This window comes from Mesorhizobium sp. M7A.F.Ca.CA.002.05.1.1 (assembly GCF_003998335.1).
GTDB lineage: Bacteria > Pseudomonadota > Alphaproteobacteria > Rhizobiales > Rhizobiaceae > Mesorhizobium.
This window is the reverse complement of sequence record NZ_RZQI01001221.1, coordinates 1-1,362: the sequence shown is the minus strand read 5'-3', so window position 1 is coordinate 1,362 and position 1,362 is coordinate 1. Positions and strand designations below refer to the sequence as shown.

Below are 1,362 nucleotides of genomic sequence, written 5' to 3'. Positions count from 1 at the left end.
ATCGTCGTCGGCCTGCAATGCGGCGGCTCCGACGGCATGTCGGGCATCACGGCCAATCCGGCGCTGGGCGCGGCTGTCGATATCCTGGCTGGCGTCGGCGGCATCGGCATCCTCTCCGAGACCACGGAGATCTACGGCGCCGAACATCTGCTTGCCTATCGCGCGGCAACGCCTGAGATTGCGCAGAAGCTCGACGGTTTCGTGAAATGGTGGGAGGACCACGTCGCCAAGCATGGCGCCTCGATCGACAACAACCCCTCGCCCGGCAACAAGCGCGGCGGTCTCACCACCATCCTGGAGAAGTCGCTCGGCGCGGTCGCCAAGGGCGGTCAGACGCCCCTCAACGGCGTCTTCGGCTACGCCGAAAAAGTCACTGGCAGCGGCCTCGTGTTCATGGACACGCCCGGCTACGACCCGGTTTCGGCGACCGGCCAGGTGGCGGGCGGCGCCAACGTCATCGTCTTCACCACCGGCCGCGGCTCATGCTTCGGCTGCCGCCCGACGCCGTCGATCAAGGTCGCCACCAACTCCACCATGTACCACCAGATGGAAGAGGACATGGACGTCAATTGCGGCGTCATCGCCTCGGGTGAAAAGACCATCGCCGGCATGGGTCGCGAGATCTTCGAACTGATCGTCGAGACGGCTTCCGGCCGCAAGACCAAGAGCGAGGACTTCGGCTACGGCGACAACGAGTTCGTGCCCTGGCATCTGGGCGCAACACTTTAGATTTTACTGATGTAAAGTAGACTGCGCGCCGGTCAGCGGCGGGCAACGGGGAGGTTGTGCATGGAAAGACGCCGCATCGGCCAGACAGCGCTGGAAGTCACCGAGGTCAGCTTCGGCGGCGCTGCACTTGGCGGCCTTTACCGCGCCTGTTCGCGCGAAGCGGCGATGGAGACGCTGCAGGGCGCCTGGGATGCCGGCCTGCGCTATTTCGACACCGCACCCTTCTACGGTTTCGGACTGTCGGAGCGCCGCTTCGGCGACTTCCTGCGCTACAAGCCGCGCGATTCCTATGTGCTGTCGACCAAGGTCGGCCGGCTGTTCCGCCCGGTGCCGGACGATCAGGTTCCCGATCACTCCTATGTCGATCCGCTGCCCTTCGCGCTCGACTACGACTATTCCTATGACGGCATCATGCGGTCGGTCGAATTCAGCTATGCGCGGCTTGGCCTAAACAGGATAGACATCCTGTTTGTCCACGACATCGGCGCCTACACCCATGGTGTCGAGAAGACCAAGCTGCACTTTCGCGACCTGATGGACGGCGGCCTCAAGGCACTTGAAGAGCTGAAACGGTCCGGCGTCATTTCCGCCTATGGGCTTGGCGTCAACGAAGTGCAGATCTGTCTGGACGTG

At 63.4% G+C, this 1,362-nt stretch carries 1 protein-coding gene and 1 pseudogene; both read left to right on the top strand.

Going from position 1 to position 1,362, the window contains the following annotated elements; genetic code table 11:
* Window positions 1–729 (top strand): annotated as a pseudogene (locus tag EN939_RS34305) (altronate dehydratase); the annotation flags it as partial.
* A 60-nt stretch (window positions 730–789) separates the two neighbouring features.
* Window positions 790–1,362, top strand: a 573-nt coding sequence (locus EN939_RS34300; protein ID WP_164751517.1) for an aldo/keto reductase, incomplete at its 3' end; no start/stop codon positions are given.